This is a genomic window from Mesorhizobium sp. WSM4898, assembly GCF_029625845.1.
GTDB lineage: Bacteria > Pseudomonadota > Alphaproteobacteria > Rhizobiales > Rhizobiaceae > Mesorhizobium.
Genome location: NZ_JARTVQ010000012.1, coordinates 98,283 through 105,954 on the forward strand (window position 1 = coordinate 98,283; position 7,672 = coordinate 105,954).

Annotated in this window: 8 protein-coding genes; 4 read left to right on the plus strand and 4 right to left on the minus strand. The window is 65.2% G+C overall.

Going from position 1 to position 7,672, the window contains the following annotated elements:
• Positions 1-177 precede the first annotated feature (177 nt).
• Together P9228_RS28770 and P9228_RS28775 are read right to left on the minus strand one after the other, a co-directional pair.
• A complete protein-coding gene (locus P9228_RS28770) occupies positions 178-972 on the minus strand; it encodes an anti-sigma factor (protein ID WP_278056821.1) in 795 nt (264 codons plus the stop codon).
• Positions 969-1,487 carry an RNA polymerase sigma factor gene (locus P9228_RS28775; protein WP_066998131.1) on the minus strand — a complete coding sequence of 173 codons (519 nt, stop codon included), beginning with the start codon at positions 1,485-1,487 and terminating at the stop codon, positions 969-971. Before P9228_RS28775 ends, P9228_RS28770 begins: the two co-directional genes overlap by 4 nt.
• Positions 1,488-1,729: 242 nt before the next feature.
• Here P9228_RS28775 and P9228_RS28780 point away from each other — a divergent pair, with 242 nt between their 5' ends.
• Together P9228_RS28780 and P9228_RS28785 are read left to right on the plus strand one after the other, a co-directional pair.
• Complete coding sequence (locus P9228_RS28780; RefSeq protein ID WP_095777849.1) at positions 1,730-1,975, plus strand: type II toxin-antitoxin system VapB family antitoxin; 246 nt, start codon at positions 1,730-1,732, stop codon at positions 1,973-1,975.
• Positions 1,975-2,403 carry a type II toxin-antitoxin system VapC family toxin gene (locus P9228_RS28785; RefSeq protein ID WP_278056824.1) on the plus strand — a complete coding sequence of 143 codons (429 nt, stop codon included), beginning with the start codon at positions 1,975-1,977 and terminating at the stop codon, positions 2,401-2,403. The genes P9228_RS28780 and P9228_RS28785 overlap by 1 nt, the downstream gene beginning before the upstream one ends.
• Before the next feature lie 3 nt (positions 2,404-2,406).
• Here P9228_RS28785 and P9228_RS28790 read toward each other — a convergent pair whose 3' ends face one another.
• Positions 2,407-5,160, minus strand: a complete 2,754-nt coding sequence (locus P9228_RS28790) for a DUF2339 domain-containing protein (protein WP_278056825.1) — start codon at positions 5,158-5,160, stop codon at positions 2,407-2,409.
• 246 nt (positions 5,161-5,406) lie between these two features.
• Between P9228_RS28790 and P9228_RS28795 the strand changes: the two genes are divergently transcribed.
• Positions 5,407-5,871 (plus strand): NUDIX domain-containing protein, encoded by a 465-nt coding sequence (locus P9228_RS28795; protein WP_278056827.1) that lies wholly within the window; start codon positions 5,407-5,409, stop codon positions 5,869-5,871.
• A gap of 9 nt (positions 5,872-5,880) precedes the next feature.
• On the opposite strand, the gene recO is transcribed toward P9228_RS28795, so the two are convergent.
• Entirely contained in the window at positions 5,881-6,633 is a 753-nt protein-coding gene (recO, locus tag P9228_RS28800) for a DNA repair protein RecO (protein WP_278056828.1), read from the minus strand.
• Between the two features lie 287 nt (positions 6,634-6,920).
• On the opposite strand from recO, the gene P9228_RS28805 reads away from it, so the two are divergent.
• A complete protein-coding gene (locus tag P9228_RS28805; protein ID WP_278056830.1) occupies positions 6,921-7,598 on the plus strand; it encodes a type II CAAX endopeptidase family protein in 678 nt (225 codons plus the stop codon).
• Positions 7,599-7,672 lie beyond the last annotated feature (74 nt).

The window sequence follows — 7,672 nt, forward strand, 5'->3', positions numbered from 1 at the left end:
AAGGAAACGGCCCCGGTCAAAAGCAGCACCCCGGCCGAAGCGCCGGTCTTCATCAAGCGCTATCGCTCCTTGATTAGGGCCGAATTGTGACAGGTTCCGCGGCGGCAGAAAAGCACCACGGCTTTGAATTGAACCACTAATTCGAAACAGCGTAGGCCGTTGAAAATAGCCGCCTCCTCAGCTCGAAATACCGGCCAGAAGCTGGCCATAGGCGCTCTTGGCGACCTCCGACAGACGCTCCGGCGGTAATGTGCCGACGACGGCGCAGCCATAGCCCTTGTCCAGCCAATACACCGCTTCCGGACCGTCAGCCTCGGCCGTATAGGTTCCCTTGGTGGTCTGCGATGATTCGGCGGTGACGAAGAGCGAGATGCGCTCGCCCTTGGCGTCCTCGTAAAGCAACATCGCGGCCTTGCCACGCTCGCCCGCCGGCAACAGCCGGCCGCCGACGAGTGCGAAGCCCTCGGCCGCGAGATCGGGCGCCACCAGCTTCAGCCCTACCCGGTTGGACAGCCAGGTCTGCAGATGGTCCTTGTCGCTTGCCGGCACCTCGACCGCGTGACGCTTCTCGACGGCGTAGATGAGATGGGCGGAAATCGCCTGCTCCGCGAGTTGGTCGTCGCTCTCACCGCTGCGGCCAATGCCGTCGATGCCGGCGAGATATCCACCGAACCCGCCGACCATCAGCACGGCTGCTGCCGCCGCCGAAAGCCACCAGCGCGAGCGCCAGGCAGGCGTCCGCGCCGGCGCTTCGCCAAGCACGGCGTGCCGTAGCCTTGCCGGCACCGGTTCGTCCATCACGCCGGCCAGGGCGGCGCGGAGCGCCGCACGGTCGGCTATGTAACGGGCGCTCTTCGCCTTCATTTCGGGATTGGCTTCGAGCCAGGCGTCATAGGCCATGCGCTCCTCGCCCGGCAGCTCGCCATCGAGGGCCATGTGGATATCGCGTTCGGTGAAATCGCGCCGGGTCATCGCTCGACGATCCTTATCGAGCGGCGGCGCGAGGAGTCGTCCAGCAGGCCGCGCAGTTCCTCGCGGCCGCGCGCGATGCGCGACATCAGCGTGCCGGCCGGCACGCCCAGGATGTTGGCGGCCTCGGCATAGGAAAAGCCTTCGATAGCGACCATGACCAATGCCGCGCGCCGATCGGGGCCGATCGCCTGCAGGGCATCCATGATCTCGCGCGAGGCTATGCTTTCGACCTGATCGGCGGGCGCGGCCTGGGCCTCGCCGGCTTCCAGAGGCAACATTGCCGCCTCGCCTCGCCGGTTAACCTTGCGCATCTGGTCGATGAACAGATGATGCATGATCGTAAACAGCCACCTCCTGGGGCTTTCTCCAGTTTGCCAGTTGTCGAGCCGCACAAGCGCCCGCTCGAGGCAGTCCTGGACGAGATCGTCGGCGGAATCGCGGTCGCGCAGCAACGAGCGCGCGTAGCGGCGCAGACGCGGTATCTCGCTCAGGATCGCTGCCTTCTTGTCGTCCATGACCGCTTGTTTCGTCGTCTTCCATTCGATTGAACGCGCTTTCCCGGCGCGGCGCAAGCAGCCAGCACGAAGCGGACCACCCGCTCCGGTACCCAAGCACCTGGATAACGCCGGCGGATGCCGGTTTATTCCCGGCGCGAGCGGAAGCGGAACCAAGGTTGAATACCGGTTCTGGCCATCGTATATTCGTCATTGAATATCTTGCATATTCATCTTAGAATATACGCCGGAGGAATTCGACAATGTCTTTGTATATCCGCGATGACGAGGTTGACGCGCTGGCGCGTCAGCTGCAGTCCGCGATCAAGGCGCCCACGAAGACTGAAGCCGTGCGGATCGCGCTCAAGCGTGAGCTCGAACGGGCACATGCCGTCCTCCCACTAAGCGAGCGCATTAGAAAGTATCAGGACGCAGCGAGGGCGCTCGGTCCGGACGACCCGGACTTCGACATGAAGAAATTCATGGACGAAGGATGGGATGACCTCTGATGTTCCTCGATGCTTCCACTATCATCGCTATCATATCGGAAGAGCCGGATGCGAACCGCCTTCTTAGGAAAATGGAAGCCGCCGAGAAGCTTTATTTCTCGCCGAGTTCCGCATTCGAGGCGATTGTTGGGATAGCTCGCAGGAAGTCCGTAGCGGAAAACGGCGACCAGCTTCCGACACCACCCGCCCTGATCGAACGATGTAAAATGATCGTCTTGGGTTTCCTGGCCGAACTCAAGGCCGTTGAGGTCCCGCTGGACACGCGGATCCGAGAACTCGCTGTAAGGGCCGCGCAAGATTATGGTCGATATGTGGGCCACCCAGCCAAACTGAATTTCGGCGACTGCTTCAGCTACGCATGCGCCAAAGCCTATCGCGTACCTCTGCTCTACAAAGGCAACGACTTCTCGCAGACCGATCTGGCCTGACCTTTATTCGGCTCCTAACCTCGCCGCCCTTGTCAGCAGACGCTGATAGAAAAGTCCGATGCCGATCAGCACGGCGCCCAGACCGATGAAGGAGAGTGCGCGCAGCACGCCTTCCAGCTCCGACATGTCGAAGAGGAAGACCTTCAGCACGGCGACCGCTATGAGCACGGCCGAGGCAATGCGCAGCACCTGCGACCTCAGCCAGACGCCGGCTGTCAGCAGCGCCACGCCGATGATCAGCCAGAGCGCCGAATAGGTATAGGTCTCGAGCTGGCCGAGGCCGCTCCACAGGCCGATGAACTCGCCCTTGAACAGGCGCCGGACCGACAGCGTGGCGTAGGCGAAGCCAAGCAGCGAAGCGACCAGCGCCAGCATCGCGGCATACCATCTCGGGCGGCTGTCGCGGACGTAAAGCGCCAATGCTCCTGCTGCGACCGCCGGCAGCAGATAGGCGAGCAACAACAGGTTGAAGAACGGGACGGCGCCGGTCGATTCATCCGTCAGCAGCGGGTTCAGCACCACGAAGTGCCGGATGAGGATGAAGGCGACCGAGAGCACGCCGGCGGCCATCGAGCCATAGCGCAACACCGGGCTCGGCGAGCGCAGGTCGATGGCGACCAGTAGGGCGCCGGCGCCTAGCGCGATCAGCGTGTAGATCGCCTGCTCGGCAAGGGTGACGGGGCCGGTGTCGATGACGCCGCCATGCATGGCATGGCGCACCAGCATCGCAATGGTGAGCAGACCGAACAGCGCCGAGGCCGCTTCCATGGCAAGACGCGGCCGTCCGTTGGTGGTGCGCGCGAGTTGCCAGGCGGCGAAGCCGAAGGCGAGCGCCGGAACGCCATAGCCCGGCAAGAGCCAATTGAAGACCGGCGTCCTCGACAGTGCCGCCGCGCCCACGATGGTTGGATCGAAGGCGACGCGGCCGAGCACGGCGACCGCCGCGCCGACCGCGATCCAGCCCAGCACCGGGAAGCTGCGCCAGCGCGTCGCGAGCGCCGGCACGACGGCGGCGGCGCCGAGCAGCACCGTCGTCCAGCCGGAGCCGAAGGCCATGTGCAGCATCAACAAGCCTGCGACGCCGCCGCTGCCGAGCGCGAAGGAGACGGCGGGGCCGCCGCGGAGCGGCGGTTCCTCGGCACGCGCGATCCACTCGCCGCCGGCGGCAAAGACGAGCACCAGAAGCAGGGCCGGCAGCGCGTAGCCAAAATCGCGGTCGATGCCGCCGAAGGTGAGCCAGAGCGCGGTGAGCACGACCAGCGGCACAATGACACCCCATGCCGCCCAGGACGCGGCGCGGATAGGCGCAGCAGCCGCAAAGCGGCGCGCGGCCCAGAATCCGGCTGCGATGAAGACCAGGGCAAGCGCGATGCCGAGGCGGAAGGTCAGCGTGTCGGATGCGGCCAGCGGCTCGGCGCCCAGGCCGACATCCAGCGCATCGGCGCCGATGGTGGCGGGCGGGATGATGCCGAGATAGATCAGCGCGGTCGCCAGGCCGGCGGCGAAGAGGAGCGGCAAGGCGCGCGGCCGGTAGAGCGCCACTGCCAGCAGCGCGGCGAGCAGCACCGCGCCGTGCGAGGCATAACCCGCCTTGGCAAACACCGGATCGACCGACAGCCCGAGCGCGGTCAGCGCAACGAAGAAGCCGGGCGCGATTGATGGCCAGTCGAAGCCGGGCTCCGCGTCGTCGCGGCCAGCAGTCAAGAAATCGGCTAGCCAGACGAAGGCGAGCACGGCAAGCGAGGCCAGGCTGATGAACAGCACCGTCGAGAGATTCACCTCCGGTGCATTGGTCATGTAGACGATGGTCCAGATGCCGGTGCCGGCAAAGGCTGCCGCCACAAGCGCCTTCCAATCGCGGATGCGGGCGATAGCCGCCGTGGCGGCAAGCACGATCGCCAAATAGACGAACAGCGCCCACGGGTTCGGCGCCTCCGAGGCGACGAGGGCCGGCGTCACCATGGCACCGACGAGGCCGATGCCGGCCAGCGCCAGGCCGTGGACCAGCGAGACGGCAATGGTGGCGACGCCGATCGCGCCGAGCAGCGTGAAGGCGAGCGCCGGGCCGATAAAGCCGTAGATGCCATAGGCTGCATAGACGGTGCCGAACAGGATGAAGGCGCCGGCGCCCGTCAGAATCGCCGGGATGTAGGCGCCGGCAGCTCCCTGCACCGGCACCCGGAAGCCGGTGCGGCGGATGAACTCGGCGCCGGCAAGCAGCACAAGACCGAGAACGCCGGCCATGGTCAGTCGCACGCCGGGGCCGAAAATGCCGGCCTCGATCGTGTAGCGGATCAGGAACAGGCCACCCAGCGCCAGCGCGATGCCGCCGACCCAGACCGCCCAACGTGTGCCGAGGGCCGTCTCGACATCGCGGGCGGCCCTTGCAGGTACTGCCGCTTCGGCCGGCGCGGCAGGTTGCGTCAATTGTCCCTCTCCGGCGGGTTCGGACGGAGTCCCCTCGCCCGCTTGGGCTGGCGCTTCGGCTTTTGGTTCGTCGGGCGTCGCGGCGGCTGTGGCCTGCGGGGCTGCTTCACCTGCCGACGGCGCGGCCGCTGCGGCAATCACGGCGGTAGCTTGGCCTGCAGCAGCTTCCGCGGCCTCGCCAGTTCGGGGCGCGGGCTGCGGGACACCCGAAAGCACCAGGCTGCGCAGCGCGCCAAGCTCGCGCTCGATCAGGCCGATGCGCGTCTGCTGGCGTGAAATGATAACGAATAGAGCGATGACGGCGGCAATGGCGATCAGGCCGAAAAACATGGCGGTTTCCCCTCAAAACCGTGCCAGTCGTGGCCGACAAATGCGGCGATGAGACGGCTACCCAATCAGCGCCCGGCCGGCCTGCAAGATCGAGCATGTTTCGGCGCCGATTGCCAGCGACCGCAGGCTTTGTCCAACGGCGATACGTCGAAGCGGCTGAGGCTCGGGCCGCAAATTGCCGGCCGCTCGCCGCGGAACACTCGTGCTATCCTCGAACGCTAGCGGGAATTAACAAGAGGATGACCGATGCCGCAACGAAGCGCGGGCCTGCTGATCTTCAAGCAAACCGCCGGTGTGTTCGAGTTCCTGCTGGTCCATCCCGGCGGACCGTTCTGGGCAAGGAAAGATGAAGGGGCCTGGTCGATCCCGAAGGGGCTGATCGACGATGGCGAGGACGATCTCGTGGCCGCTCGGCGTGAGGCCGAGGAGGAGCTAGGCGTCGCGATCGACGGCGATTTCCAGCCAGTCGGCAGCTACAAGCAGCCGGGCGGTAAAATCGTGATCGCCTGGAGCGTCGAAGCGGACATCGATGTGAATGCCGTCAGGAGCAACATGTTCACCATGGAATGGCCGCCAAGGTCGGGCGCCATGAAGGAATTTCCCGAAGTGGACAAAGCCGGCTGGTTCTCACTCCCAGACGCCGGTCTCAAGATCCTGAAAGGCCAGCGTCCCATCCTCGACGATTTTCTGGAACGACGGCGAGCCGATTAGATCCTCGCCTCATTCGCCGGCAATCTCCTTCACCGCCGCCTGATGCCGGCGCAGAGCCGCGAGGAAGCCGGCGCGGGCGTCGGGCGGCTCGATGCCGCGCGGCTCATAGACGTGGCGAGTGAAGAAGAAGCCGGTCAGCTGGAAGGCGTCCTCCAGCGCCGCGGCATCGGCGCGAACGCCGGAGCCGCGCTGCAGGAAGGCGGGCAGCGCCAGCATCTTGTCGTGCCATGCCGCGCCCGCGGCGCGCGAGACGGCGCGCCCGGATTTCGGCGACACATAGGCGAGATCCTGCCGCGATCCGGTCGCCGCGCACTGGCTGAGGTCGAGGCCGAAGCCGAGCTCATCCAGGATCAGCAATTCGAAGCGCGCCACCAGCTCGCCCGCGGCATCGGCATCGCCCAGATGGGAAATCATCACCGCAAGAGCCTCGTAAAGGCCGCCATGGGCATCGCGTTCGGGCAGAAGCCTGAGATGCGCGGCCATGGTCTGCAGGCCGTAGACGGCGACTGCGCTGTCCATCAGCCGGGCGGCGTTCATCTCGATCGCCTCGGCCTGGAAGATGCCGAGATGCTCGTCGAGACGTGCCCGCCACAAAAGGTCGACTCGATTGCCGGGCTGCAGCACCGGCTGCTGCTTGCGCGAGCGGCCGCCCCGCACCAGGCCGAGATGCCGGCCATGGGCGCGCGTCATCACCTCGAGGATGGCGCTGGTTTCGCCATGCCTGCGGGTGCCGAGAATGATTCCCTCGTCGCGCCATTCCATACGTCGAGCTTTTCACCTGTTGGGCGGCGAAATCAAGATTGCCGTCCGTAACCCAAAATCTGTCCTGACAGTGATGGCAGGCAACATCTGCCGCTGCCGCCGAGGCGGCAATATCGGAAAATTCTCAGAAACCGTTCGGGATTTTTCGGCCGCGCCGGCGCCAAATACCGGCACGTTGACCGGGTGAACCGGCGCAGACCGCCGAGCGGCTCGGCTGGCTTTTTCCCGAAGCGTCGACCTCTCGGGCAGGCGACCACTCGCAACAATGGCCCGATGAGAGGACCGTTATGAGCTCCTTCCTGGGCGAGGTGCGCGGGCACCAGTTGACCATCTTCTTTTCGCTGGCGCTCGGCCTGACATGGCTGGCGTTCATTCCCTTCTATCTGTCGCATGGCGAGAGCATTCCCTGGTTCACCTTCGGACCGGCAATCTCGGGCTTCACCGTCGCGGCACTCGCCGGCGGCTGGGGTGCGGTGAAGACCATCCTCGCCTCGATGGTGAAATGGCGCGTTCGCCCGATCTGGTATCTGGTGGCGGTCGGCCTGCCGTTCGGGACGCAGCTCGCCTCGATCGTGATCAATCCGTTCCTCGGTTCGGCGGAGCCGTCGTGGGGGAACATTCCGGCCTTCTCCGAGGTGGCGCCCATGATCGCGCTCTATGCCGTATTCAGCGGTCCGCTGGGCGAGGAGCCCGGCTGGCGCGGCTTTGCGACCCCGCATTTTCTTGGCCGTCGCCCAGCACTCGCCGGCAGCCTGATCCTCGGCGTGATATGGGCAATCTGGCACTTGCCGCTCGGCCTGCTTGGCGATCTCAGCCTCTACAGCACGATCAACGTCGTGCTGGCCGGGATCGTCTTCACCTGGCTTTACCAGAACACGGGCAGCGTATTGCTGGCCATCCTGATGCATGTCTCACACCAGAACAGCGTACGCTTCCTCGCCAAGGTGTTCGTCGACGGCGACTAGAGCGTCGGACCATCAGATTGAATCGCGAAGGATTCCGCTGATGTAAGGTTTGTGATTCACTTCCTTGTGGAGGT